This window comes from Streptomyces malaysiensis subsp. samsunensis (genome assembly GCF_024519315.1).
Lineage (GTDB): Bacteria > Actinomycetota > Actinomycetes > Streptomycetales > Streptomycetaceae > Streptomyces > Streptomyces malaysiensis.
Window position 1 is genome coordinate 101,561 of the sequence record NZ_JANIIC010000025.1, and the last position, 25,285, is coordinate 126,845.

Genomic DNA, 25,285 nt, shown 5'->3' on the forward strand with positions numbered 1-25,285 from the left:
ACCGGCGCGGAGGGAGAGAGCCCGGATGACACTGCTGGAGACCATCGAGGGTCCCGCCGACATCAAGCATCTGAACGCCGGTCAACTGGCCGATCTCGCGGGCGAGATCAGGCACTTCCTCATCGACAAGGTGCTGCGGACCGGCGGGCACCTGGGGCCCAACCTGGGCACCGTCGAACTCACCATCGCCCTGCACCGCGTGTTCGACTCCCCCCGGGACCGCATCCTGTGGGACACCGGACACCAGGCGTACGTACACAAGATCCTCACCGGCCGCCGGGAGGGTTTCGACCGGCTCCGGCAGAAGGGCGGCCTGTCCGGCTACCCCAGCCGGGCGGAGTCCGAGCACGACACCATCGAGAACAGCCACGCCTCCACCGTCCTGTCCTACGCCGACGGCCTCGCCAAGGGGTTCCGGCTGCGGGGCGAGACCGACCGCGCGGTGGTGGCCGTCATCGGGGACGGGGCGCTGACCGGCGGTATGGCCTGGGAGGCGCTGAACAACATCTCCGGCGCCCCCGACCGCCCCGTCGTCATCGTGGTGAACGACAACGGCCGCTCCTACGCGCCGACCACGGGCGGCCTCGCCACCTATCTGGCGGGCCTGCGCACCTCACCCGACTACGAGCGGTTCCTGGAGTGGTCCAAGCACCAGCTGCGGCAGACCCCGAAGCTCTACGAGGCGCTGCACGCGGTCAAGGCCGGGCTGAAGGACATGCTCGCCCCGCAGGGGCTCTTCGCCGATCTGGGCCTGAAGTACCTCGGGCCGGTCGACGGACATGACATCGCGGCGGTGGAGGCCGCGCTGCGGCAGGCCGCGGGGTTCGGCGGGCCGGTCGTGGTGCACTGTCTGACCCGTAAGGGCCACGGCTACCGGCGCGCGGAGGACGACGAGCGCGACCACCACCACGCGGTCGGCGTCAGCGACCCGGCCACCGGCGAACCGCTGGGCTCCCCGGGCCCGTCCTGGACCTCGGTCTTCGGCGCGGAGCTGGTCGAGATCGGCCGGGAGTGCCCCGAGGTGGTGGCGGTGACGGCGGCGATGCTCCAGCCCACCGGACTCGCTGCGTACGCCGAGGAGTTCCCCGACCGGGTCTTCGACGTCGGCATCGCCGAGCAGCACGCGGTCACCTCGGCCGCGGGGCTCGCCATGGCCGGGGCGGTGCCGGTGGTGGCGGTGTACTCCACCTTCCTCAACCGCGGTTTCGACCAGCTGCTGATGGATGTGGCGATGCACTCCTGCCCCGTGGTGTTCGTCCTGGACCGGGCGGGGGTCACCGGCGACGACGGGGCCTCCCACAACGGCATGTGGGACCTGCCGGTGCTCGGGATCGTGCCGGGCCTGCGGGTCGCGGCGCCCCGTGACGGGGCGTCGCTGCGCGGCGCGCTGCGCGAGGCGGTGGCGATCACCGAAGGACCCAGCGCCATCCGGTTCCCCAAGGGGCCGGTGGGCCCCGACATCCCCGCCGTCGACCAGCACGACGGCATCGACGTGCTCCACCGCTCCCCCGGCGACGACGTCCTGCTGGTGTCCGTGGGCGCGATGGCCGGGACGGCCTGTGCGGCGGCGCGCCGGCTCACCGAGGAGGGCCTGGGGGTCACCGTGGTGGACCCCGCCTGGATCAAACCGGTCAGCCCGTCCCTGATCAAGCTGGCGGAGCAGTACCGGCTCGTGGTGACCGTCGAGGACGGCCTGCGCGTCGGGGGCTACGGCTCGCTGCTCGCCCAGGAGTTGCGCGACGCGGGTGTGCCGGCCCCGGTGTCCGGTTTCGGCATTCCGCAGCGCTTCCTGGACCACGGCAAACGCGCCGACATCCTCGCCGAATGCGGCCTGAGCCCCGAAGACCTGGCCCGCTCCATCCGGTTACGGATCGCGGCCGACCGTGCGCCGGGCGTCCGGCGCGTAGAGGAGGAATCCCGATGACCGTCGATCTCGGCCTGCCCGCCGCGCCGCCACCGGTGCTCGGCAAGCGCCGCGTCACCCGTCAGCTCCGCGTCGGCGCGGTGGGGGTCGGCAGCGACTTCCCCGTCTCCGTGCAGTCCATGACGACCACCGTCACCGCCGATGTCAACGCCACCCTCCAGCAGATCGCCGAGCTGACCGCCACCGGCTGTGACATCGTCCGGGTGGCCTGCCCCAGCCAGGACGACGCCGACGCCCTGCCGCAGATCGCCCGCAAGTCCAAGATCCCGGTGATCGCCGATATCCACTTCCAGCCCAAGTACGTGTTCGCCGCCATCGAGGCGGGGTGCGCGGCGGTGCGGGTGAATCCGGGGAACATCAAGAAGTTCGACGACAAGGTCAAGGAGATCGCCCGCGCCGCGAAGGACCACGGCACCCCGATCCGTATCGGGGTGAACGCCGGTTCGCTGGACGCGCGGCTGATGGCCAAGCACGGCAAGGCCACCCCCGAGGCGCTGGTGGAGTCGGCGCTGTGGGAGGCGGAGCTCTTCGCCGAGCACGACTTCCACGATCTGAAGATCTCGGTGAAGCACAACGACCCGGTGGTCATGGTGCGCGCCTACGAACTGCTCGCCGAGTCCTGCGACTATCCGCTGCACCTGGGGGTGACCGAGGCGGGCCCCGCGTTCCAGGGCACCGTCAAGTCCGCGGTGGCCTTCGGCGCGCTGCTGCGGCAGGGCATCGGCGACACCATCCGGGTGTCGCTCTCGGCGCCTCCGATGGAGGAGGTGAAGGTCGGCACGCAGATCCTCCAGTCGCTCAATCTGCGGCCGCGCAAGCTGGAGATCGTCTCCTGCCCCTCCTGCGGCCGCGCCCAGGTGGATGTCTACAAGCTGGCCGACCAGGTCACCGCAGGTCTCGAGGGCATGGAAGTGCCGCTGCGGGTCGCGGTGATGGGGTGTGTGGTCAACGGCCCCGGCGAGGCGCGGGAGGCCGATCTCGGGGTCGCCTCCGGCAATGGCAAGGGCCAGATCTTCGTCAAGGGGAAGGTCATCAAGACCGTCCCCGAGAGCAAGATCGTGGAGACCCTGATCGAGGAGGCCATGCGCCTGGCCGAGGAAGCGGGCCCGCGGGACGCCGCCGAGTCCCCCACCGTCAGCGTGCTGTGAGGGGGCGGCCATGAAGCGTCTGAGGACACGGGTCGCGATCGTCGGGGCGGGCCCCGGCGGGCTGCTGCTCTCCCATCTGCTCCAGCGCCACGGGGTGGATTCGATCGTTCTGGAGCGGCGGAGCCGGGAGCACGTGGAGCGTCGGGTGCGGGCGGGGCTGCTGGAGGGCGGCACCGTGGACTTCCTGCGCGAGGCCGGTCTCGCGGACCGGCTGGACCGCGAGGGGCTGGTCCATGAGGGCTTCGTCTTCCGGTTCGGCTCGCGCGCCCACCGGATGCCCTTCACCGAACTGACCGGCCGCACCGTGCATATGTACGGCCAGCAGGAGCTGGTGAAGGACCTGATCCGGGCCAGGGCGGAGGCCGGGGCGCGGCTGTGGTTCGACGTGCCCGACGTCGAACTGCGGGGCCTGGAGACGGATACGCCGACGGTGCGGTGCACGGTGGCGGGCGAACCGGTGGAGATCGCCTGTGACTTCGTCGCGGGCTGCGACGGATTCCACGGCGTCTCCCGCCGGTCCGTACCGTCCGGTGCGCTGTCCACCTACGAGCGTGCCTACCCCTACGCCTGGCTGGGGGTGCTGGCCCAGGCCCCGCCCGCCGCCGAGGAGCTGATCTACGCGGTGCACAGCCGGGGCTTCGCGCTGTACAGCATGCGCTCGCCCGCGGTGAGCCGGCTCTATCTCCAGGTGGAGGCCGGTGAGCGGGTGGAGAACTGGCCCGATGAGCGGATCTGGAAGGAGCTGCACACCCGTCTGGACATCGACGGCGCCCCCGAACTGACCGAGGGGCCGATCCTGGAGAAGAGCTGTGTGGCGCTCCGGGGCTTCGTCACCGAGCCGATGAGTCACGGACGGCTGTTCCTGGCCGGTGACGCCGCGCATATCGTGCCGCCGACCGCGGCCAAGGGGCTCAACCTCGCCGTGGCGGACGTCAAGGTGCTGGCCGCGGCCTTCCGGGAGTTCTACGCCCACGGCGACCGCGCCGCGCTGGACGGCTATACGGCGGACTGTCTGCCCGGGGTGTGGCAGGCGCTGGAGTTCTCCGACTGGATGTCGGGGCTGCTGCACCGGCCCCCGGAGGGCCGGGTGTTCGACGGTCGGCTCCAGGACGCCCGGCTCGAGGCCGTGGTGAACTCCCCCGCCGCGCGGACCTTCGCCGAGAACTACGTGGGCCTGGCGCGGGAGCGGACGCCGGCCCGGGGAGGGCGGCCATGACCACCTCACTGACCGGCGAGAGCCGGACCACGGCGCGCCCCCGCGGCGGCGGGGACGTGGCGCGCGGTCTGTTCCGGCTGTCGAAGATCTTCGTCTATCAGAACTACTTCGGGTGGGGCATGGCATGGCTCACCCTGAGCCCGCAGGCGCGCGACCGCCCGGGGACCACCGCCGCGATGCTGCTGTTCCTGCTCGGCTCCATGGGCATCGTCACCTGCACCTGCGCCACCGACGACCTGGTCGGCTTCCGCAACGGCAGCGACGCGCGCAACTACAAGTCCGGGGAGACCAAGCGCGATATCCGCGGCAAGCCGCTGCTCAGCGGGGCGGTCACCGAGCGCGAGGCGGTGCGGTTCATCGTCTGCGCGGCCTCGGTGGCGGTGCTCGCGGGGATCGGGGCGTTCTGGGCGCTGGACTGGCGGGCCCCGGCCGCGGCCTACCTCCTGTACGGGGTCGGGTTCTTCTTCAGCGTGCAGTACTCGGCGGGGCTGCGGCTGAGCTACCACCGGGGCGGTGCCGAGACCCTGCTGTGCCTGGCCACCACGGCCGGGCTGCTGGCCCCCTATCTGGCGGTGGAGCGGCACTGGTCCTCCCCCGCGGTGCTGGCGGGTCTGCTGCTGGGGCTCTGGCTGGTGATGGTGAGCAGCTACTCCAACGTCAACGACGCCGACGGGGACCGCTCGGTGGGCCGCCGGACGCTGGCCGCGTCGACCGGGCCGCGGGTCTACAAGACCGCCATGGTCCTCCTCGTCCTGGCGTCGGCCACGCTGATCTGCCTCCTCGGCCTGGCCACGCCCTGGCCGTGGTGGACCCTGCTGACCCTGCTGCCCGCCACCGTCCTGCACACGGCCCAGCTGCGCGAGGGCCCGCTGCGGGGGCGCTGGCTCAGCGCCCGCAAGCTGGGGCTCTACGCCTATGACCTGGGCTTCCTGGGTCTGCTGGCACCCGCGCTGTATGTCCTGTCCTAGGGGGTGTCCGGCGGATCCTGGCGCCTGCGGCGGGCTGCTCCCCTCCCCGCCCCTTCCCGAAACTGGGGCTCCGCCCCAGACCCCGAGGTCCAGGGGCGAAGCCCCTGCCACGCGGCGGAGCCGCATATCGACGCTGCGGGAAGGGGCGGGGAGGGGACAGATCCGCCGGACATCCCGTAGCCGTACGTCCTGTCCCAGCCGCACCCCTATACGAGGAGATGAACCATGGCGGCGCGTTCTCAACGGCCCGTCAACGTCGGCCGGTTGTTCCACTGGGCCGCCGAACAGGGCAGGCCGACGGTCATGCATCTGGACCGGCCCTTCGACATCGCCCCGGACTCCGGTACCCGCTTCGATGTGCCCGCCCTGGCGGCCACGGTGGAGGACGCCGCGGGCTGGCTCCACGGGGCGGGGCTGCGCCACGGCGACCGGCTCGCCATCGTCAAGGAGAACCACTACGACTTCATCCTGCTCGCCTCGGCCGCCGCCCGGCTCGGCGCGCTGCCGGTGATGATCGCGCCCATCAGGTCGGAGGCGCATATCCGCACCCTGCTCACCAGGGTCTCGCCGAAGGTGCTGGTGATGGGCACCACGGTGCTGGAGCGGATGACCGCCGCCGGTATCGCGCTGGACGACCCGGGGATGACCCTGGTGGCCGTCGGCGGGGACCGCCCGGGGGTGCCGGACGGCACGCTGCGCATCGACGATGTGCGCGGCGGCGCCCGGCCGCCGGTGCGGTTCCGCGGTGTCCACGAGCCCATGCTGGTCACCCACACCTCCGGCACCACGGGTGTGCCGAAGCTGGTGGTGCACTCGCCCGCCACCACGCTCGCGGCGGTGCCGTTCCGCATCGAGTCCTACCGGCTGCCGCTGATGACCTCCCGTCCGGGAGACGTGGTGGCCAGCGGGATCTCCTTCGCCCACAACCGCAATCTGTCCTGGACCAACGGCACGCTGTTCCGCGGGCCGAAGAAGATGGTGATCCTCTCCGAGCCGGGGCTGGACAATGTGGCGCGCATGCTGGCCGCGCACCCTCCCACCTCGCTGGAGGCGTGTCCGAACGTCTTCCAGTACTGGGAGGAGCTGGCCGACACCCGGCCCGAACTCTTCGCGGGCGTACGGCGCTTCATCAGCACCTTCGACGCGGTGCACCCCAGGACCGTCCGCAAGTTCCTCGGCGCCTCCCGGGTCCGGCTCCCGCTGTGGGCCTGGGGCGTGGGGCAGTCGGAGATCGCGGGCATCGCCGCCGGGGTGGCCACCCGCTCCATGGTCCGCCCCGGCAGGCCCCGGGCGCATGACGCCACCAACGTCGGGTTCCCGCCCCTGGTCCGGGTCAAGGTCGTGGACCCGGAGACCGGCCGCAAACGGTCCCGGGGGAAGCCGGGGCTGCTGATGGTCAGGACCAAGTCACGGTGTCTGACCTATCTGGGCGAGGACGACCGGCACCGCGCCAAGGACCAGGGCCGCTGGTGGAACACCGGCGATCTGGGCGAGTACGCGGGCTACGGCCGCATCCGGCTGATCGACCGCGAGGTCGACATGATCCCCGGGATGAGCTGCATCGAGCTGGAGTCCACTCTGCTCGACCGGCTGGACCGGGCCTCCGAGGTGATCGTGCTGGGGGTCCCCGGGCAGCCGCCGATCCCGGTGCTGTGCATGCGCGACGACGCCCTGGACCCGCAGGAGTGGGACCGGGCCTGCCGGGGCCTGCCCGAGATGGACAAGCCGCGGCTCGTCCCCTGGGACGAGATGCCGCGCACCGCCACCTGGAAGGTACGCCGGGGGGAGCTGCGCGAACAGCTGCTGGGCTCCAGCGACACCTATGGCACCGGGCAGTGGACCTGATCCGCGCCGCACACCGCACCGCCGCACCGCCGCACCGCCGCACCGCCGCACCACGCATCGAGACGAACGCATCCACCGTGAACGAGGGGTAATTAGCCGTGTGGTTCCCGCCCGCTCTCATCGATCTGCCGAACATCGCTCCGGTGACCCTGCCGGAGGCGGACCGGCCGAGTTGGCTCTTCTGGATCCTGATGGGCCCCTGCGCATCGGGCTGGCTGGTGGCGTACGGACTCGCCATCTACCGCGCCAAACTGGACAAGCGGGTGGGGATTCCCGTCTTCGTGGTCGAGGTCAACCTCGCCTGGGAGTTCACCCTCTCCCTGATCCTGGACCAGGCCGATGTGCAGCGCCCGATCAATCTGAGCTGGTTCCTGGTCGACTGCTTCATCCTCCGGCAGACGCTGGCCTACGGCTGGAAGGACTATCCCGGTATGAGCCGGCGGGCCTTCCGGTGGATGGTCTTCGGCGTCATCGCGTGGTCCGCGGTCTTCCACATCATGACGACCTATGAGCTCAAGGACGCCACCGGTATCTACACCGGCACCGGGCTGAATGTGTTCCTGAGCCTGTCCTTCATCTTCATGCTCAACCGCCGCGGGTCCTCGCTCGGGCAGTCGATGTACGTGGCGCTCGCCAAGGGCATCGGCTCGTTCTTCGCGGGGTGGACGGTGCTGGTGATGTACCCGGGCCACCACCTGTTCATCTTCCTCTTCCTGACCGTGTGGACCATCGACGCGACCTACTGCGTGCTGCTGTACCGCAAGGTCCGCGAGGAGGGCCGCTCGCCGTGGGCCTGGAACCGGGGCCCGGCAGAGGTCCCCGACGCCCCGGGCGGCCTCGCCACCGGGAGCGCCCCGCGCCACGGGGAGCGGGAGCACGAGGAGGCGGCCGTCCGCAGCGCGGCCTCGGGCTGAGCCGCGTCCCGGCCCCTTCGTCCACGGAGAATGACCATGACCACACAACGTCTGGACGTCTGTCTCATCGGTGCCGGGCCCCGGGGGCTGTCGGTCCTGGAGCGGCTGTGCGCGAACGCCGCGGAGGCGGCGCCCACGACCTCGGTCACCATCCATGTGGTGGACCCGTTTCCGCCGGGGGCGGGGCGGGTCTGGCGCTCCGGCCAGTCCCGCCATCTGCTGATGAACACCGTGGCCGGACAGGTCACCATGTTCACGGACGAGACCGTGGAGATGGCCGGACCGGTCCTCCCCGGGCCCAGCCTGTACGAGTGGGCCCGGTTCGTGAGCCTCACCGGCGGTCTCGACGAGGTCGGGTACGACGAGGAGGTCCTCGCCGAGGCACGGCGCCTTAGCCCCGACTCGTACCCCACCCGCGCCTTCCACGGGCACTATCTGGAGTGGATCCACCGGCGGGTGACCGGCACCGCCCCGGCCTCCGTCCGCACGGTCTCCCACCGCTCGCGGGCGGTGGGGCTCGAGGAGCGTACGGCGGGCGCGGCGCAGACCGTCGTCCTGGAGGACGGCACCCGGCTCGAGGGGCTGCACGCCGTGGTGCTGGCCCAGGGTCATGTGCCGCAGCGGCGCTCACCGCGGGAGACGGCCCACGCGGCCTTCGCCGAGGCGCGGGGCCTGCGCTATGTCCCGCCCGCCGGTCCTGCCGAGGTGGATCTGTCCGGCGTCCGGCCCGGGGAGGCCGTGGGCCTGCTGGGGCTGGGGCTGAACTTCTTCGACTATCTGGCCCTGCTCACCGAGGGCCGGGGCGGGCGGTTCGAACGGCGGGCGGGGCGTCTGGTCTACCGGCCCTCGGGCCGGGAGCCGCGGCTGCTCGCGGGTTCGCGCCGGGGCGTGCCGTTCCACTCCCGGGGCGAGAACCAGAAGGGCCCGCACGGCCGTCACCACCCGCTGGTGCTGACCCCGGAGGTGATCAGCGGGCTGCGGCGGCGCGCCCGTGAGCGGGGCGGTCTGGACTTCCGCTCCGAGCTGTGGCCGCTGATCTCCAAGGAGGTGGAGACGGTCTACTACACCGCGCTGCTCGCCTCCCGGGGGCGCGAGGCGGCCGCGCACCGGCTGCGCGCCGCCTATCCGTCGGCGCCCCGGGGCGGCGCGGAGGAGGAGCGGCTGCTGACCGAGAGCGGCATCCCGCCCCGACAGCGCTGGAACTGGGACCGGATCGCGCGGCCCTGCCCCGCCCACGGCCTCCGCTCCCCCGCCGCGTTCCGGTCCTGGCTGCTGGAGTATCTGCGGGCGGATCTGGAGGCGGCGCGCGCGGGCAATGTGCACGGCCCGCTGAAGGCGGCCCTGGATGTGCTGCGCGATCTGCGCAACGAGATACGGCTGGTGGTGGACCACGGCGGGCTGACGGCCCGTTCGCACCGCGAGGACCTGGACGCCTGGTACACCCCGCTGAACGCCTTCGTATCGATCGGCCCTCCGGCCCGGCGGATCGAGGAGGCGGTCGCGCTCATCGAGGCCGGTGTGCTGACCGTACTGGGCCCGCGCACCGTGGCCCGCGCCGACGCCGAGGAGGGCGCCTTCGTCCTGGAGTCCCGTGCCGTGCCCGGCTCGCGGCGGCCGGTGACCACGCTGATCGATGCCCGGCTGCCGGGCACCGATGTGCGCTCCAGCGCCGATCCGCTGCTGTCGGGGCTGCTGGCGGACGGTCAGTGCGTCCCGTATGTGGTCGGCGGCGCCCGGGGCGGGCGGGGCGGTCACGAGACGGGCGACCCCGAGACGGACGGCCATGAGACGGACGGCTCCGAGACAGGCGGCCATGAGACAGGCGCTCACGAGACGGGCGGTCGCGAGACCGGCGGGCACGAGACCGGCGGGCTCGCGGTGGGGCCCAGCCCCTACCACCTGCTGAACGCCGCGGGGCGGCCGCATCCACGGCGGTTCGCCTTCGGCGTACCCACCGAATCCGTCCACTGGGCCACGGCCGCGGGCGTCCGGCCGGGGGTCGGCTCTGTGATCCTTTCCGATGCCGATGCCATCTCGCGTGCCGTGCTGGCGCTGCGCGACGGCTCGCCCACCGACCCCAACGGCCCCACTGACCCCACTGGCCCCACCGGCCCCGAGACGATCGAGGTTTCCGTTCCATGACCGACGCCGTGAGCGACGCGACCGACGGCGCCCCGCGCCATGCCGACGCGGGCCTGCTGAGCCCCACCCGGGCGGGCACCCCCGCCGAGGCCACCACGTCGGACGGCGCCTGGCTACAGGCGATGCTGGACGCGGAGGCGGGCCTGGTGCGGGCGCAGTCGCGGCTGGGCCTGGTGCCCGGGGACGCGGCCCGCACCATCACCGCCCTCGCCCGTGCCGAGCACCTGGATGTGGTGGAGATCGCCCGGCTGGCCCGGGGCGCGGCCAACCCGGTGGTGGCGCTGGTCCGGGCGTTCACCGCGCTGGTGGCCGCGAAGGACCCGGCCGCCGCGGAGTATGTGCACCGGGGCTCGACCAGCCAGGACATCATGGACACCGCCGCCATGCTGGTGGCGCGCAGAACGCTCGCGCCCCTGGTGGCGGACCTGGAGCGGATCGCGGTGGCCTTGCGCGAACTGGCCGTGGCGCACCGGGACACGCTGATGCCCGGCCGTACGCTCGCCCTGCACGCCGTGCCCACCACCTTCGGGCTGAAGGCGGCGGGCTGGCTGAGCGGGGTGGAGGAGGCGGCGGCCCGGCTGGCCCGGATCCGCGACCACGAACTGCCGGTACAGCTCGGCGGTGCGGCGGGCACGCTGGCGGGCTACACCGAGTACGCCCTGATGGACCGGGGGACGCGGCCCGGGGCGCCGGGGCCGGGGGAGTTCGCGGAGCGGCTGACGGCGGAGTTCGCCGCGCAGGTCGGGCTGAACGAGCCCGCCCTGCCCTGGCACACCGCCCGTACCCCGGTCGCGGGGCTGGCCGCCCAACTGGCCCTGACCACCGGGGCGCTGGGCAAGGTCGCGGTGGATGTGCAGCTGCTGTCGCGCACCGAGACGGCCGAGGTCGCCGAGCCCGCCGCCGAGGGCCGTGGGGTGTCCTCCGCGATGCCGCACAAGCGCAACCCCGCCCTGGCCACGCTGGTGCGCTCCGCCGCGCTCCAGGTGCCGCCGCTGGCCGGCGCCGTCATGGGGTGCATGCTCGCGGAGGACGAGCGGCCGGCCGGGGCCTGGCACGCCGAGTGGCTTCCGCTGCGCGAATGTCTGCGGCTGACGGGCGGGGCCGCGCATACGGCCGTCGAACTGGTCGAGGGGCTGGCCGTCTTCCCCGACCGGATGCGCGCCAATCTGCGGCTGACCGGCGGGCTGATCGTCTCCGAGCGCCTGGCCGCGGCCCTGACCCCGGTGCTGGGCAAGGGGCCCGCCAAGGAGCTGATGAGCAGGGCCTCGGCGGAGGCGGCGCGCGGCGGGCGGACGCTGGGCGAGGTGCTGGCCGCCGCCCCTGAGCTCGAGGGCCGTTATACGCCGCGGGAGCTGGCCGCCCTGCTGGACCCGGCGAACTATCCGGGGGCGGCCGGGCCACTGGTGGACCGGGCGGTTCGGGGGCCCCGGGGCCGGTTCTGACGGCCGTTCGTGCAGCGATGTCGGCCGGGGATGTCACATCCGGGCGGGGCTCGGCGTCTTGGGATGCCGATACGGGTTTCCATACGCCGTGCGCTTGAGGAAGGAAGAGGGAATGCTGGACAGACTGGCCGGTTTCGTCGTGCGGAAGCGCCTGGCGGTCTTGGTCGTCGGCCTGCTGCTCGCCGTGGTCGGCGGTGTGGCGAGTACGACGTTGTTCGACAAGCTGACGGCCGGCGGTTTCGACGATCCCAAGTCGGAGTCCTCGCGGGCGATCACCGCGCTGGACGACCGGTTCGGGCAGGGGCTGCCCAATCTCACCCTGCTGGTGACGTCGAAGGGTGGGGTCGACGATCCGTCGGTGACGGCGGCGGGCACCGAGCTCACCCGGAAGCTGGGCCGGGAGCCCGGAGTGGCCAACGTCAGCTCCTACTGGACCACCGGGAAGGCCCCGCAGCTGCGCGGCAAGAGCGGCCACAAGGCCCTCATCATGGGCACGGTCACCGGGGACGACACCACCTCGCAGAAGCGGGTGGCCGCGCTGGCGGACCGTTACGAGGGCTCACGGGACGGGCTGGAGGTGAAGTTCGGCGGCTATACGAAGTTCCAGCGGGAGCTGCTGGAGCAGGGCCAGAAGGACGCCACCACCGGTGAGACGGTCGCCATCCCGATCACCCTGGTCGCGCTGGTGTTCATCTTCGGCAGCGCGGTGGCCGCGGCGCTGCCGCTGGCCGTGGCCCTGGTGGCGATGATGCTGACGATGGGTCTGACATGGATCCTGGCGAGCGTCACCACCGTCGGATCGCTCGCGGCGAGCGTGGTGACCCTGCTGGGCCTGGGCCTGGCCATCGACTACAGCCTGCTGATGGTCAGCCGCTACCGGGAGGAGCTGCGGTCCGGGCTCACCCCGCAGGACGCCATCCGGGCGACGCTGACCTCCGCCGGGCGCACCGTGACCTTCTCGGCGCTGACCGTCGCCGTCTCGTCCCTGGCCATGGCCTGGTTCCCGCTCCAGGCGGTGCGGTCCATGGGCTACGCGGGGGCGCTCACGGCGCTGCTGTCCGGCGCGTCCTCGCTCATCGTGCTGCCGGCCCTGCTGGCCCTGCTCGGCGACCGGATCGAGAAGGGGCGGGTGTTCCGCAGGCGGCGGCCCGCGACGGCCGCCACGGGCCCCGAGGCCGCGGGCCGGAGCGTGGAGAGCGGCTTCTGGCACCGGCTGGCCACCACCGTGATGCGGCGCCCGGTGCCGATCGTGACCATCGTGACCGCGTTCCTGCTGCTGCTCGGCGCGCCGTTCCTCGGCATCAACCTCGGCATGCCGGACGAGCGGGTGATGCCCGCGTCCTCGTCGGCACGTCAGGTCGCCGACACCGTGCGCGCCGAGTTCGACAGCAGTGAGCAGAACGCGCTCCAGGTCGTGGCGCCCGAGGGGGGCGGTGACCGGGCGGCCGTCGGCGCGTACGCACAGCGGCTGTCCGAGCTGCCGCACGTCGCCGCCGTCCGCACCGCCACCGGCGCCTACGCCGAGGGGCGGCAGGCCGCGCCGCCCGATCAGCGGTACGCGCGCTTCGCCTCGGGCGACGCCGTCTACTTCTCGGTGGTGCCGGAGACGGCCAGCGCGGACGACGCGGACCGGCTGGTCGGCGAGATCCGGTCGACGAAGGCGCCGTTCGAGACGCTGGTCGGCGGGGCCGCGGCCACCAACCACGACGCCGCCGCGGCGCTGGAGAAGTGGCTGCCGTACGCCCTGGGCACGGTGCTGCTGACCATGCTGGTGCTGCTGTTCCTGGTGACCGGGAGCGTCATGCTGCCGTTCCTCGCGCTGGTGCTCAGCGCGCTGAGCCTGACGGCCACCTTCGGGGCGCTGGTGTGGGTCTTCCAGGACGGCCATCTCGCCGGGCTGTTCGGCGACTTCACCCCGACCGGCAACATCGCCGCGACGATCCCGGTGATGCTCTTCGGCCTCGCCTTCGGGCTCGCGATGGACTACCAGGTCTTCCTGCTGTCCCGGATGCGGGAGGAGTACGAGCTGACCGGCTCGCCGACCGCCGCCGTCGCCCAGGGGCTGGAGCGCACCGGGCGCATCGTCACGGCGGCCGCGGTGGCGATCTCGGTAGTCTTCCTGGCGTTCACCGTCTCCGGCATCTCGCTGGTGAAGGCGTACGGGGTCGGGCTGCCACTGGCCGTCCTGATGGACGCGACGCTGATCCGCGGGGCCGTGCTGCCCGCCGCGATGCGGCTGGGCGGGCGGGCCACCTGGTGGGCCCCGGCCGCGCTGCGGCGGCTGCACGATCGGTACGGCCTGCGGGAGGAGCCCGCGGCGCCGGCGCCGAAACGCGACGGCGACCGAGCCCTGACCGGCTGACCGGCCCACGGCGCATGGCGGCCCACGGGTCCGCCGCCTGCGGGCGGCCCTTTACGGGCTGCCTCACGCGGTCGCCTCGCACGGGCCGTCTGCGCGGTGTTGGTTCTTTCCCCTCCCCGCCCCTTCCCGTAACCAGGGGCTCCGCCCCTGGACCCCGGCTCCGGGCGAACCCCCGCCACGCGGCGAAGCCGCATATCGATACCGCGGGCAGGGGCGAAGCCCCAGTCCGGAGGCTGGGACGGAGCCCCGGCCCGGGGGCTGGGACGAAACCCCGGCCCGGGGGCTGGGGTCCGAGGCGGAGCCCCGGTCCAAAACCCGCGACAAAACCCCGGCCCAGAGCCTGGGGCCAAACCCCGGTCCAGGGGCTGACGCGGCCCCGGGCGGGGACTGGCACGGTCCCGGTCCAGGGGCCGGCGCGGTCCCGGGGCGGGGGCTGGGGCGGAGCCCCAGTTTCGGGAAGGGGCGGGGAGGGGAAAGAACCCCCGGACACCCCGTAGCGCGAGCCCCTCCTACAGCGGTTCCGCTTCCGTCGCGGTGTACTCCTTGCGCAGGAGGTCCAGGACGGGGTGCTCCGGATCGAATTCCACCCCGTCGATCGACCGGATCGCCCGCACCCCCACCCCCGCGTTCAGCGCAAAGGCCACCCGCAGCGAACCGAACCGCTCGCGGTCGATCCGCTCGGTGTGCTGCGGGCCGCCATGGCCGCGGCGGAGGAGTTCCTGGGTGACGCCCGGCAGGCATACGGCGTCCGGCCACAGCAGGCGCCGGCCGTCGTGGAACCCCACGTTCCAGGTCGTGCCCTCGGACACCGCACCCCGCTCGTCCGTCAGCAGCACATCGTCGTAGCCGTCGAGCTGGGCCTGGCGGCGCAGCCGCAACAGCCCGAACAGCCCTACATGTTTGACCTCCGGCAGATCGCGGCGGTAGGGCGCGGTGCGCACGCTCAGCGGTGGTGGTGACGAGACGGCGGCGGGCCGGGTGGTGACCAGGATCCGCGGCTCGGCCTCGGCCCCGGGCCGCTCCAGCCCGAGGTCGGGGTCGTAGACGGTCACCCGGACCGTGAGCGGTCCCGTGGTGTCCGCGACGGCGCGCCGGGCCAGTTCGCGGATCCGGTCCCGGTCCGGTGCGGTGCCGAACAGCACCCCGCAGTCCCGTATCAGCCGGTCCAGATGGAGGCTCAGCCCGCGTACCCGCCCGTCCTCCACCCGCATCGTGGTGAAGTGGCCGTAGTTGATCATGGCCAGCGCCGTCAGCTCGCGGATTCCCGCCGGTTGCCCGTTCAGCTCTGTCATGGGGCCAGTCTTTCAGCCGGAGGGTGGACGGCCGCGGCGAGTCGCTCCAGCTTCTCGGGGTTGATCAGACCGTAGATGCCGCGCACCCGCTCACCACCGGGCGCGGGGTCGAACACCGCGGCCGCGTACAGCGTCCCGCCGATGAACAGGACCGCCCCCGGGCCCCCGTTCATCCGCACCAGCCGCACGCTGAAAGTGGGCAGTTGCGCGCTGACGGCGGCCACCAGGCGGGCCACCTTCTCCCGGCCCTCGATCACGCGGAGGGCGGCACGGCGCTTGCCGCCGCCGTCGCTCCACATGACCACCTCCGGGGCCAGGACGTCCATCAGGGCTTCGAGGTCGCCGCCGATGGCCGCGTCGAGGAACCGCTCGGTGACGATCCGCTGGGTCCCGCGGTCCAGGTCGTAGCGCGGCCGCCGGGCCTCGACGCGCTCCTTGGCGCGGTGGGCGAGCTGGCGGACGGCGGCCGGGCTGCGGCCCAGGATCGCGGCGATCTCCCCATGGTCGTAGGCGAACGCCTCGCGCAGCACGAACACCGCGCGCTGCAAGGGGGTCAGGGTCTCCAGGACCACCAGCATCGCCAGGGACACCGATTCGGTGCGGATCGCGGTGTCGGGGGTGTCCGGTTCGGTCAGCACGGGTTCGGGCAGCCAGGGGCCGATATAGCTCTCCCGGCTCCGGCGGGCGCGCCGCATCTGGGTGAGCGCGTGGTTGACGGCGATCCGCACCAGATAGGCCCGGGGGTGGGCGATCTCCTTGTCCTGGACCGCCGCCCAGGACAGCCAGGTCTCCTGGACCACGTCCTCGGTGTCGGCGACTGTGCCGAGCATGTTGTAGACGATGGAGAAGAGCAGCTCACGGTGGACGAGGAAGTCCTCACCCCCCGCATCCGGCACCGGCCTGTCCCGCGGCCCGTCCCTGGAGGTCTTCGACGGAGGTGCGGGGGTGTCCATTGCACCGATGGTAGGCGGCGCGCCCCTGCGGCCAACGCTTAGGATCGGCTCATGCCCGATCTCGTATCCGTCAACTACCGCAAGTACGACGGCTCCCTGCACTGGAATCTGCGGATGCGCAGGCTGGGCGAGGACGGCCACGGCGTCTGGCTCGGGCTGCCCGCCGGGGCGGTCATGCGCAAGGGGTACGGCCCGCCGGTGCCGATCGAATGCGCGCATGTGATCCTCTTCCCGCACGAGGTGTGGTGGACCGCGGTGTTCAACGCCGCGCCCCGGGAGACCGAGGTCTACTGCGATATCGCCACGCCTCCCCAGTGGGTCTCCGACCACGAGGTCACGATGGTGGACCTGGACCTCGATGTGCTCCGCAAGCGGACGGACGGCTCGACCCTGCTGGTGGACCAGGACGAGTTCGCCGAGCACCAGGTGCGCTACGGCTATCCGGCGGATGTCATAGCGGAGGCCGAGGCGGCGGGGCGGTGGCTGATGGACGCGGTCGACGGGCGCGCCGAACCGTTCGGGAACGCCTTCGAGCCGTGGCTGGGCATGGTCGACGGCGAGCGGCCCTGACGCCGGTTCACCGTCGGCTCATCCGGGCGGGCGTCCCGTGCCCGGCGAGGCCGGGGACTCCTCCGTACGCCGTTTCTCCGGTGCCGAACGGCCTTCGCCGGGGTCCGCGGGCGGGCGCCCGCGCAGCGGCCGGACGGCTATCGCCGCCGATATCAGCAGCAGTCCGCCCAGCATGACGAAGGGCGCGGCGGTGCCCGCGAGCCCCGCGAGCACACCGGCTGAGGCGGGCGCGGCCACCTGGCCGAGCCGGTTGCCGGTCAGCCGCAGCGCGAGGGCCGTGCTGCGCGCCCCCTCCGGGGCGGCCTGGACGACGGTGGTCATCGACAGCGGCTGTCCGACGCCGAGGCAGAAGCCAAGACCGGCCAGCAGCACCCCGAGCGTCCAGGCGGGCACCGGCAGGGCGATGCCCGCGCACAGCAGCGCGGCGCCCAGACAGCTGACGGCCATCAGCACGGTGCGGCCCATCAGCCGGATCATCGGGGTGATGGCGAGCCGGCAGGCCACGGTGGCGGCGGCGCGCAGGCTGAGCAGCACACCGACGACCGCGGGCGAGATCCCGCGCTGTTCGCCGACGACCGGCAGATAGGCGGTCAGGATGTCGGTGGCGGAGAGCACGGCGAGGCTGATGAACATGCCGGAGGCGACCCCGCGGGTGGTCAGGATCCCCCGTACGGACACCTTCCGCGCGGGGGCCTCCTTGCCGGGTGCCCCCGCCGTCCCGGCCCGGCGGCGCTCGATGCGCCACAGCGAGGTGAGCGAGAAGGTGGTGAGGGCGGCGGAGACGAACAGCGCGGTGGCGCTGGTGCGGCCCATCGCCCCGTCGTGTTCGGAGACCACCAGACCGGCCGCGATGGGCCCGATGAGCTGGCCGAGCGAGGCGCCGATGGTGAAGTGGCCGAAGTTGCGGTCCTGTTCGTCGGGGGCGCTCTGGCGGGCCACGATGGACTGGGCGCCGATGACGAACGACAGATGGCCGAGGCCCATCACCCCGCTCCACGCGGCCATCGCCGGCAGCGATCCGGCCGTTCCGCTGAGCGCGCAGCCGGTGGCGATGAGCGCGACCCCGATGGGCAGCAGCGGGGCGCACCGCCCGTGGTCGGTGCGCCGCCCCAGGGGGACGGCGGCGAACAGCGGCAACAGGGCGTAGACACCGGCGATGACACCGATGGCGCGGGCGTCGGCACCGAGCGCCAGCGCCCGGTAGGAGACGGCAGGCCGCGCCATGCTCACCGCCCCCTGGGTGAACGAGAAGGCGATGACCAGGCGCAGCAGCCAGCCCCTCCCGGGCTCTGAACTCTTCACGGGTCAGATGATGCCGAACGCGAGACCCGCGGCGAGCACCACCAGGGAGGTGAGCGCCGCCCATTTCACGGTGAACCGGGTGTGGTCGCCGAATTCGACCTTCGCCATGCCGACGAGGACGTAGACGGCGGGGACCAGCGGGCTCGACATGTGCAGGGCCTGTCCGACGAGCGAGGCGCGGGCGATCTCCAGCGCGGAGACCCCGTGCGCGGCCCCGGCCTCGGCGAGGATCGGCACGATGCCGAAGTAGAAGCCGTCGTTGGACATGAAGTAGGTGAGCGGGAGGGACAGCACACCGGTGACGACGGCCATGTGCGGGCCCATGCCCTCGGGGACGCCGTCGACCAGCCAGCGGGCCATGTGCTCGACCATGCCGGTGCCGGTGAGGACGCCGGTGAAGACGGCCGCGGCGAAGACCATTCCGGAGACGTTGACCACGTTCTCGGCGTGTGCGGCGATACGGGCCTTCTGATCGTTCATATGCGGGAAGTTGACGGTGAGCGCGACGGCGGCGGCCAGCAGGAAGAGGACCGGGATCGGCATGGTCTCGGTCACCATCAGGGCGAGCAGCGCGACGGTCAGGGCCGCGTTGAACCAGTAGAGCTTGGGGCGCAGGGTGGCGCGGTGGGGGTCGAGCCCCTTGAACTCGTCGTCGTCCTCGTCGGAGGAGGCATTCGAGGAGCCGGAGCCGTTCGCGGACGCCGCCTCCGCGTCTGTGCCGGAGCCCGCGCCGCCGCCGGTCAGGGCGGGCTTGCCGCCCTGACGGCCGTTGGCGCCCTTGCCGCCGGAGCCCGCGCCGACCAGCACCTGCTCCGGCTCGTCCGCGGTGACCCCGTCCAGCGTCAGCACGCCAAGGCGCCTGCGCTCGCGCAGACCGAGGCCGTAGGAGAGGGCGATCACGAAGAGCAGGCCGACCGCGAGGGCCGGGATCATGGGCACGAAGATGTCGCTCGCGTCGACCTTGAGCGCGGCGGCGGCGCGGGCGGTCGGGCCGCCCCAGGGCAGCGTGTTCATCACGCCGTTGGCCATGGCCGCGACACCGGTCATCACCACCAGGCTCATCTTGAGCCGCCGGTAGAGCGGCACCATGGCCGACACGGTGATCATGAAGGTGGTGGAGCCGTCGCCGTCGAGCGAGACGACCGCCGCGAGGATCGCGGTGCCGACCACCACCCGCATCGGATCCGCCTTGCAGAACCGCAGGATGAGCCGGACGATCGGGTCGAAGAGGCCGACGTCGATCATCACCCCGAAGTAGATGATCGCGAACATCAGCATGGCGGCCGTAGGTGCCAGATCGCCGACGCCCTTGAGGACGTAGTCCCCGAGGTGCGCCCCCTTCCCGACAAGCACACAGAACAGCGCGGGGATGAGCACCAGGGCGCCCATCGGGGACATCTTCTTCATCATGATCAGGACAAGGAATGTCGCGATCATGACGAAGCCGAGGATGGTCAGCATAGTTGGCTACCTCACGTTCGCCTTTGAACTCCCCCAGATTTGGCGGTCGAGGTGACGTTAGGTGGCGCAACTTTCCGTTAACAAGGTCTTGACGCGTGAGCAATAAGCGCAAAACCCCAGGTCAGTGCCGTAGTGAGGGTGAGACGTGCACCGGATGGCCATTGAGCACCGCCGTACCGGAGAGCGGGTCCAGCCGTGAGCCGTCGAAGAGCTGGTTGACGTTGACCCCGGGGCGGGCCCCGGCCACCGACAGCCGGACGCCGGGGCGGGCATGGCCCCAGCCGTGCGGCAGGCTCACCACTCCGGCCCGTACCGCGTCCGTCACCTCGACCGGCACCTCCAGCTCCCCGCCGTCGCCCTTGACCCGGGCCAGCCCGCCGTCGTCCAGGCCCAGCCGGACGGCATCCTCGGGGTGCACCTGGAGCGTGCAGCGGTTGCTGCCGCCCATCAGGGCCGGGACGTTGTGCATCCAGCTGTTGTTGGAGCGCAGATGGCGGCGGCCGACCAGGAGCAGCCCCGCGGGCCGGTCGGCCAGCGACCGGCGCAGCCGGTCCACATCGGCGGCCAGCGGCTCCGGGCACAGCTCCACCGTGCCGCTGCGGGTCTTCAGCAGCCCGGGGACGCGCGGCCGCAGCGGCCCCAGGTCGATGCCGTGCGGATGGGCGAGCAGCTTCTCCAGGCTCAGCCCGTCGGGGTCGGCGCCGAATCCATCGCCGTACGGGCCCAGGCGCAGCATCATGTCCAGCCGGCGCTCGGGGCCGTCCACCCCGGTCAGCCGCGCGGCCAGCGCACCGGGCTCGCGTCCGTGCACCGGGGACGCCGGGTCGGCCACCTCCTTGCCGAGGGTCCCCTGGATCACCATCGCGTCCACCGCCTCCGGGTCCGCGCCGCCCTGCCCGCTCGCGCACAGCACCAGCCGCGCCAGGATGGCGCTCTCGCTGATCCGGTCCGCCTCCAGCGGGATCGCCGGGCGGGAGTAGCGGACCTGGTTGCGCACGGCCAGGCTGTTGAACGCGTAGTCGAAGTGGGGGCTGCGGCTGGGCGGGGGCGGGGGCAGCACCACATGAGCGTGGCGCGAGGTCTCGTTGAGGTACGGATCGACGCTGACCATGAAGTCGAGCCCGGCCAGCGCCCGGTCGAGGCGGTCGCCGTCCGGTGCGGAGAGCACGGGGTTGGCCGCGATCGACAGCACCGCCCGTATCCGCCCCTCGCCCTCGGTCTCGATCTCCTCGGCGAGCGCGACGGTGGGCAGTTCGCCCTTGGCCTCGGAGTATCCGCTGACCCTGCTGTGCCAGCGGCCGAGCGCGAACCCCTTGCCGGGCCGCGCCGGGCGCTCCCGCCGCCCGGTCGCGGCGAGCGGGAACATCATGCCGCCCGGCCGGTCCAGCTGGCCGATGAGCACATTGACCACATCGACCAGCCAGCTGGTGAGGGTGCCGAACTCCACGGTGGTGGAGCCGATCCGCCCGTACACCACACCCTTGGGCGCGGCCGCCAGCTCACGGGCGAGGGTGCGGATCTCCTCGGCGGGCACATCGCACGCCCCGGCCACCGCCTCCGGCGGGAAGTCCGCGGCCAGCCGCCGCACCTCGGCCACCCCGCTGATGTGCTCGGCGAGCGGGCCGGGCGCCACCAGGTCCTCGGCGAAGAGCACCTGCACCATGGCGAAGAGCAGCAGCGCGTCGGTGCCGGGCCGGATCGCCACATGGCGGTCGGCCATCGCGGCCGTACGGGTGCGCCGGGGGTCGACCACCACCAGCCGGCCGCCGCGCCGCCGCAGCGCCCGCAGCCGTCCGGGGAAGTCGGGGGCGGTGCACAGACTGCCGTTGGAGTCCAGCGGGTTGGCGCCGAGCATCAGCAGATGGTCCGTACGGTCCAGATCGGGCACCGGAAGCGCGTTGGCGTCGCCGTACAGCAGCCCGCTGGAGACATGCTTGGGCATCTGGTCGAGGGTGCTGGCGCTGAAGACGTTACGGGTGCGCAGCGCGCCCAGCAGCAGCGGCGGATAGAGCCCTCCGGCCACGGTGTGCACATTGGGGTTGCCGAGCACGACCCCCACGGACTGCGGTCCGTGCTCGCGCAGCAGCGGGGCCAGCCCCTCCGCCACGGCGGCGAACGCCTCGTCCCAGCCGGTCTCCTCCAGGCGCCCGGCGCGGCGTACGAGGGGGCGGCGCAGCCGGTCGGGGTCGGCGTCGAGCTCCCCGAACGCGGCGCCCTTGGGGCAGATGAATCCGTTGCTGAAGACGTCCTCGCGATCGCCGCGGGCCCCGGCCACCCTCCCCTCGTCGATGGTGAGGGTCAGCCCGCAAGTGGCCTCGCAGAGCGGGCAGATACGCAGGGCAGTGCTCATCGGTCTCTCCCAAGGACGGCGGCGAGGCGGCGATGCACGCCGGACCCGCTCACCATACCGACTGGTTGGCATGTCGGGGAGGGATCGACGGGAACTCCTGAGCGGAGGGAGCCGCCGAGCGGGCGGGAGCTCGGCCGGAGGGAGCCCCTGATGGGCGGGCAAACCCCCGATGGGCGGGGAACCCCCGATGGGCGGGGAACCCCCGTCGCCCCCTCGACCTCCCCGGGTCAGTCCAGGACCCGGGCCAGATAGGCGCGCAGCAGTTCCTTCGTCTCCGCCACGATCGCCGGATCGCCCTCCGGGTCCATCCGGAAGGCCAGCCGCAGCAGCGCGTCCGCCGTCTCGACCGCGAGCAGGAAGGCCACCCGCAGCCGCTCCTCGGCCGCCTCGTCCCGGCCGCCCCCGAGCCGGTCGGCGAGCAGTGTCCGCAGCCGGTCGGCCACCAGATGGTTGGGCTGCTCCGGCGGCTCGGTCGCCGGGACCGGATGCCCGAACTCGATGAGCGCGAAGCCGGGCGCCCCGCGCTTCATCGCCAGGTACTCGTCGACGACGACGTCCATCGCCTCCCGCCAGCCGCCGCCCCCGGCCCCTCCGGCGTCGGAAGTGGCCGAGACGCCCGAAGTGGCCGAGACACCCGAGGCGGCCAGCCGCCGGGTGATCCGCTCGGCGTACTCGTCCAGATTGCGGTGGGCCAGGGCCTCGGCCATCGCCCGCTTGTTGGAGAAGAACCGGTAGACCGAGCCGATGGGGACACCGGCGCGCTCGGCGACGGCCCGGGTGCTGAGCTCTTCGTAGCTGACCTCGTCGAGCAGCTCGGCGCAGGCGTCGAGGATCCGGCCGAGGCGCTCGGCGCTGCGGCGCTGGACCGGATTGCGGCGGAGGGGCGGTATGGGCACGCCACCATCCTGCCCGATCATTGACGCACCCGGGTTTCGATTCCTATCGTCTAACAGAGGAATAAGCGGTGCGGCGACGGAGCGGCGGGAGCGCACGATGGGCGACGGGACAGGGATCGAGCAGGCGCGTAAGACGGCCGAAGGGCTGGTCTACGCCTCCGGATTCGGCAATGAGCACAGCAGCGAGGCCGTGCCCGGCGCACTGCCCGTGGGCCGTAACTCCCCCCAGCGCGCGCCACTCGGGCTCTACGCGGAGCAGCTGAGCGGCGCCGCCTTCACCGAGCCGCGGGCCGTCAACCGCCGCTCGTGGCTGTACCGCATCCGGCCCTCCGCCGCGCATCCGCCGTTCACCCGGATCGAGGGCGGCGCGCTGCGCGGCGCGCCCTTCACCGAGGCCGTGCCCGACCCCAACCGGCTGCGCTGGGATCCGCTGCCGGAGCCGCCGGAGGGCACCGACTTCCTCACCGGGCTGTGGACGCTGGGCGGCAACGGCGACGCCACCCAGCGCGCCGGCATGGCCATCCACCTCTACGCCGCCAACGCGTCCATGACCGACCGGGTGTTCAGCGACGCGGACGGTGAGCTGCTGATCGTCCCCGAGCGGGGCGGGCTGCTGCTGCGCACCGAGTTCGGGCTGCTGCGTGCCGAGCCAGGTCACGTGGCGCTGATCCCGCGCGGGGTGCGGTTCCGGGTGGAGCCGCTGGAGCCCGTGGTGCGCGGCTATGTGTGCGAGAACTACGGCCGCCCCTTCACCCTTCCCGACCTCGGCCCGATCGGCGCCAACGGGCTGGCGAACCCCCGGGACTTCCTCGCCCCGGTCGCGGCGTACGAGGACGTGGAGCGCCCGGTGGAGGTGGTCAACAAGTTCTGCGGCAATCTGTGGGCCGCCACCTACGACCACTCGCCGCTGGACGTGGTCGCCTGGCACGGCACCCATGTGCCGTACGTGTACGACCTGCGCCGCTTCAATGTGCTCGGGACCATCAGCTACGACCACCCGGACCCGTCCATCTTCACGGTGCTCACCTCGCCCTCCGACACCCCCGGGCTCGCGGGCGTGGACTTCGTGGTCTTCGCGCCGCGCTGGCTGGTCGGGGAGGACACCTTCCGGCCGCCGTACTTCCACCGCAATGTGATGAGCGAGTACATGGGGCTGATCGAGGGCGCGTACGACGCGAAGACCGGCGGCGCGGGGGGCTTCGTACCGGGCGGTGGCTCACTGCACAACATGATGTCCGCGCACGGCCCGGACCATGAGACGTATCTGCGGGCGAGCGCCGCCGAGCTGGCGCCACAGAAGCTGGACGACGGGCTGGCCTTCATGTTCGAGACCCGCTGGCCGGTCACGGCCACCCGGCAGGCGCTGGAGGCGGACCACCTCCAGGGGCGCTATGACGACGTATGGCAGGGTCTGGAGCGCCATTTCCGCCCCTGAACGCCCCCGTGCGGCCGCTGCCGTCGACTCATGACCGGAGACCGCGTGACCACCTTCGCCCCCGACTCCCTCGCCCTCAACCGCAAGTTGCCGCTGTGGTACCAGGTCTCGCAGTCGCTGCGGGCCTCCATACTCGGGCGGGCCCCGCACGATCCGCTGCGGCTGCCGACCGAGGACCGGCTCGCCGAGCACTACGGGGTCAGCGTGCTCACCATGCGGCAGGCGCTCAAGGAGCTGGAGACCGAGGGGCTCATCAGCCGCCACCGCCGTCGCGGCACCTTCATCGAGCCGAGCGCGCGGCGCGCCACGCCGGTGCGGCTGCTGGGGTCGGTGGACGCGATCGTGGCCCAGCAGTCGGGTGAGCGGACGACGGTGCTCGAGCACGGCCCGGCGGCGGTGCCGGCGGATCTCGCGGAGTACTTCCCCGGTCTGGACGAGGCGACCGCCTACCGCCGACTGCGCCGCGACGGCCACAGCGGTGAGCCCACCAACTGGGCGGAGAACCTGGTCCGCCCCGAGCTGGCCGACCGTATCGACCTCGCGGACCTCATCCGCTGGCCGATGACGAAGGTGCTGCGGGACGCGGTGGGGGTGCGGATCAGCCGGATCACGGACACGGTGGAGGCCCGCCTCGCCGACCCCGAGACCTCCCGGCTGCTCCAGGTCCCGCTGCTCAGCCCGATCCTGCACTACACCGGGGTGACCTACGACGAGAGCGGCCGCGTGGTGGACGTGGCCCGCATCCACTACCGGGGCGACCGCTTCTCGTTCTCGGTCACGGTCGAGGCCGACTGAGCGCTCCGCTGGAAGTGTCGCGAGGTGGGGTCGTTCATCCGCGGCTGCGTCGTGGCCGGTCGCGCCCGCAGCACGGCGGAGCCGCACATCGAGACAGCCCGCGCCCCTTCGTGGCCACCGGAGGGCGGCGGACGATGTCGCTCCGGCAGCTCCGCTCGCCCCAGCCGCGTCCAGCGGCGGCCGCGGCGCCTGCGGCGGGCGCGGCGCCTGCGGCGGGCGCGGCGCCTGCGGCGGGCGCGGCGCCTGCGGCGGGCGCGGCGCCTGCGGCGG

Annotated in this window: 18 protein-coding genes; 12 read left to right on the forward strand and 6 right to left on the reverse strand. The window is 72.6% G+C overall.

Annotation, left to right across the window (positions count from 1 at the left end; all coding sequences use genetic code 11):
* The first annotated feature begins 25 nt into the window (after nt 1-25).
* From dxs to NQU54_RS21880, 9 genes are all read left to right on the forward strand, one after another.
* A complete protein-coding gene (gene dxs, locus NQU54_RS21840; RefSeq protein WP_257632530.1) occupies nt 26-1,924 on the forward strand; it encodes a 1-deoxy-D-xylulose-5-phosphate synthase in 1,899 nt (632 codons plus the stop codon).
* On the forward strand, nt 1,921-3,072 hold the full coding sequence (gene ispG, locus NQU54_RS21845; RefSeq protein WP_257632531.1) for a flavodoxin-dependent (E)-4-hydroxy-3-methylbut-2-enyl-diphosphate synthase: 1,152 nt from the start codon (nt 1,921-1,923) through the stop codon (nt 3,070-3,072). The genes dxs and ispG overlap by 4 nt, the downstream gene beginning before the upstream one ends.
* A 10-nt stretch (nt 3,073-3,082) precedes the next feature.
* Nucleotides 3,083-4,288 carry a 4-hydroxybenzoate 3-monooxygenase gene (locus NQU54_RS21850; protein WP_257632532.1) on the forward strand — a complete coding sequence of 402 codons (1,206 nt, stop codon included), beginning with the start codon at nt 3,083-3,085 and terminating at the stop codon, nt 4,286-4,288.
* Entirely contained in the window at nt 4,285-5,256 is a 972-nt protein-coding gene (locus NQU54_RS21855; protein WP_257632533.1) for a UbiA family prenyltransferase, read from the forward strand. Before NQU54_RS21850 ends, NQU54_RS21855 begins: the two co-directional genes overlap by 4 nt.
* Nucleotides 5,257-5,481: 225 nt before the next feature.
* Nucleotides 5,482-7,101 (forward strand): class I adenylate-forming enzyme family protein, encoded by a 1,620-nt coding sequence (locus NQU54_RS21860; RefSeq protein ID WP_257632534.1) that lies wholly within the window; start codon nt 5,482-5,484, stop codon nt 7,099-7,101.
* Nucleotides 7,102-7,244: 143 nt separating this feature from the next.
* Nucleotides 7,245-8,015, forward strand: coding sequence for a transmembrane-type terpene cyclase (locus tag NQU54_RS21865; RefSeq protein WP_174883165.1), 771 nt, complete (start codon nt 7,245-7,247; stop codon nt 8,013-8,015).
* 36 nt (nt 8,016-8,051) lie between these two features.
* Nucleotides 8,052-10,157: an FAD/NAD(P)-binding protein gene (locus NQU54_RS21870; protein WP_257632535.1), complete on the forward strand. Its 2,106-nt coding sequence runs from the start codon at nt 8,052-8,054 to the stop codon at nt 10,155-10,157.
* The gene (locus NQU54_RS21875) at nt 10,154-11,599 is read left to right on the forward strand and encodes a nitrosuccinate lyase (RefSeq protein WP_257632536.1); all 1,446 of its coding nucleotides are present in this window, start codon (nt 10,154-10,156) and stop codon (nt 11,597-11,599) included. Before NQU54_RS21870 ends, NQU54_RS21875 begins: the two co-directional genes overlap by 4 nt.
* Nucleotides 11,600-11,711: 112 nt before the next feature.
* Complete coding sequence (locus tag NQU54_RS21880) at nt 11,712-13,961, forward strand: MMPL family transporter (protein ID WP_257632537.1); 2,250 nt, start codon at nt 11,712-11,714, stop codon at nt 13,959-13,961.
* Nucleotides 13,962-14,470: 509 nt separating this feature from the next.
* Here the strand turns inward: NQU54_RS21880 and NQU54_RS21885 are convergent.
* Together NQU54_RS21885 and sigJ are read right to left on the reverse strand one after the other, a co-directional pair.
* Nucleotides 14,471-15,253, reverse strand: coding sequence for an aminotransferase class IV family protein (locus NQU54_RS21885; RefSeq protein WP_257632538.1), 783 nt, complete (start codon nt 15,251-15,253; stop codon nt 14,471-14,473).
* Entirely contained in the window at nt 15,250-16,206 is a 957-nt protein-coding gene (gene sigJ, locus NQU54_RS21890) for an RNA polymerase sigma factor SigJ (protein WP_257632539.1), read from the reverse strand. Before sigJ ends, NQU54_RS21885 begins: the two co-directional genes overlap by 4 nt.
* Before the next feature lie 51 nt (nt 16,207-16,257).
* Here sigJ and NQU54_RS21895 point away from each other — a divergent pair, with 51 nt between their 5' ends.
* Complete coding sequence (locus NQU54_RS21895) at nt 16,258-16,776, forward strand: DUF402 domain-containing protein (protein ID WP_093705877.1); 519 nt, start codon at nt 16,258-16,260, stop codon at nt 16,774-16,776.
* Between the two features lie 18 nt (nt 16,777-16,794).
* Here NQU54_RS21895 and NQU54_RS21900 read toward each other — a convergent pair whose 3' ends face one another.
* From NQU54_RS21900 to NQU54_RS21915, 4 genes are all read right to left on the reverse strand, one after another.
* A complete protein-coding gene (locus NQU54_RS21900; protein WP_257632540.1) occupies nt 16,795-18,078 on the reverse strand; it encodes an MFS transporter in 1,284 nt (427 codons plus the stop codon).
* Nucleotides 18,079-18,081: 3 nt separating this feature from the next.
* On the reverse strand, nt 18,082-19,539 hold the full coding sequence (locus tag NQU54_RS21905; RefSeq protein ID WP_257632541.1) for a CitMHS family transporter: 1,458 nt from the start codon (nt 19,537-19,539) through the stop codon (nt 18,082-18,084).
* Between the two features lie 121 nt (nt 19,540-19,660).
* The gene (locus NQU54_RS21910; protein WP_257632542.1) at nt 19,661-21,889 is read right to left on the reverse strand and encodes a molybdopterin-dependent oxidoreductase; all 2,229 of its coding nucleotides are present in this window, start codon (nt 21,887-21,889) and stop codon (nt 19,661-19,663) included.
* Nucleotides 21,890-22,116: 227 nt separating this feature from the next.
* Nucleotides 22,117-22,806, reverse strand: a complete 690-nt coding sequence (locus NQU54_RS21915) for a TetR/AcrR family transcriptional regulator (RefSeq protein WP_257632543.1) — start codon at nt 22,804-22,806, stop codon at nt 22,117-22,119.
* A gap of 76 nt (nt 22,807-22,882) precedes the next feature.
* On the opposite strand from NQU54_RS21915, the gene hmgA reads away from it, so the two are divergent.
* Both hmgA and NQU54_RS21925 read left to right on the forward strand, forming a co-directional pair.
* Entirely contained in the window at nt 22,883-24,220 is a 1,338-nt protein-coding gene (hmgA, locus tag NQU54_RS21920; RefSeq protein ID WP_257632544.1) for a homogentisate 1,2-dioxygenase, read from the forward strand.
* Between the two features lie 45 nt (nt 24,221-24,265).
* Entirely contained in the window at nt 24,266-25,015 is a 750-nt protein-coding gene (locus NQU54_RS21925; RefSeq protein WP_069868908.1) for a GntR family transcriptional regulator, read from the forward strand.
* Nucleotides 25,016-25,285 lie beyond the last annotated feature (270 nt).

What these genes read in the sequence shown, in the direction of transcription:
- NQU54_RS21870 (WP_257632535.1), top strand. Translation starts at nt 8,052, where the DNA reads ATGACCACACAACGTCTGGACGTCTGTCTCATCGGTGCCGGGCCCCGG.
- hmgA (WP_257632544.1), top strand. Translation starts at nt 22,883, where the DNA reads ATGGGCGACGGGACAGGGATCGAGCAGGCGCGTAAGACGGCCGAAGGG.
- NQU54_RS21875 (WP_257632536.1), top strand. Translation starts at nt 10,154, where the DNA reads ATGACCGACGCCGTGAGCGACGCGACCGACGGCGCCCCGCGCCATGCC.
- NQU54_RS21895 (WP_093705877.1), top strand. Translation starts at nt 16,258, where the DNA reads ATGCCCGATCTCGTATCCGTCAACTACCGCAAGTACGACGGCTCCCTG.
- NQU54_RS21850 (WP_257632532.1), top strand. Translation starts at nt 3,083, where the DNA reads ATGAAGCGTCTGAGGACACGGGTCGCGATCGTCGGGGCGGGCCCCGGC.
- NQU54_RS21885 (WP_257632538.1), bottom strand. Translation starts at nt 15,253, where the DNA reads ATGACAGAGCTGAACGGGCAACCGGCGGGAATCCGCGAGCTGACGGCG.
- NQU54_RS21880 (WP_257632537.1), top strand. Translation starts at nt 11,712, where the DNA reads ATGCTGGACAGACTGGCCGGTTTCGTCGTGCGGAAGCGCCTGGCGGTC.
- NQU54_RS21855 (WP_257632533.1), top strand. Translation starts at nt 4,285, where the DNA reads ATGACCACCTCACTGACCGGCGAGAGCCGGACCACGGCGCGCCCCCGC.
- NQU54_RS21910 (WP_257632542.1), bottom strand. Translation starts at nt 21,889, where the DNA reads ATGAGCACTGCCCTGCGTATCTGCCCGCTCTGCGAGGCCACTTGCGGG.
- dxs (WP_257632530.1), top strand. Translation starts at nt 26, where the DNA reads ATGACACTGCTGGAGACCATCGAGGGTCCCGCCGACATCAAGCATCTG.
- ispG (WP_257632531.1), top strand. Translation starts at nt 1,921, where the DNA reads ATGACCGTCGATCTCGGCCTGCCCGCCGCGCCGCCACCGGTGCTCGGC.
- sigJ (WP_257632539.1), bottom strand. Translation starts at nt 16,206, where the DNA reads ATGGACACCCCCGCACCTCCGTCGAAGACCTCCAGGGACGGGCCGCGG.
- NQU54_RS21915 (WP_257632543.1), bottom strand. Translation starts at nt 22,806, where the DNA reads ATGATCGGGCAGGATGGTGGCGTGCCCATACCGCCCCTCCGCCGCAAT.
- NQU54_RS21905 (WP_257632541.1), bottom strand. Translation starts at nt 19,539, where the DNA reads ATGCTGACCATCCTCGGCTTCGTCATGATCGCGACATTCCTTGTCCTG.
- NQU54_RS21860 (WP_257632534.1), top strand. Translation starts at nt 5,482, where the DNA reads ATGGCGGCGCGTTCTCAACGGCCCGTCAACGTCGGCCGGTTGTTCCAC.